Below are 383 nucleotides of genomic sequence, written 5' to 3' on the forward strand. Positions count from 1 at the left end.
CCCCCCCCCTCCCCCACCTCCCCCCCCCCTACCCCCCCCCCCCCACCAATTTTTTTTTTTATTGATACGGCTACCTCCGAGATCTACACATCTTACTGTTCGTCGGCAGCGTCAGATGTGTATAAGAGACAGGCAACAGGCTGGCACGCAAGTCTTCCCGCGTGGTGTGCAGCGACAGCGCCAGCGCCGGTTTTACCTGCATGGCGGGCAAGCGCTCGAATACCCGAGGATCGCCCACCGTGGAAAACCTGTCTCTTATACACATCTCCGAGCCCACGAGACGAACGCAATAATCGCGAATGCCGTCTACGGCTTGAAAAGATGTGGGGGGGGGGGGGGGGGGGGGGGGGGGGGGGGGGGGGGGGGGGGGGGGGGGGGGGGGG

Annotated in this window: 1 pseudogene; it reads right to left on the bottom strand. The window is 64.2% G+C overall.

What is annotated here, in order from left to right:
* Positions 1 to 70 precede the first annotated feature (70 nt).
* A pseudogene (locus JHD62_RS21625) lies at positions 71 to 383 on the bottom strand (hypothetical protein); the annotation flags it as partial.

Source organism: Aquitalea sp. ASV11 (assembly GCF_016429185.1).
Classification (GTDB): Bacteria; Pseudomonadota; Gammaproteobacteria; order Burkholderiales; family Chromobacteriaceae; genus Aquitalea; species Aquitalea pelogenes.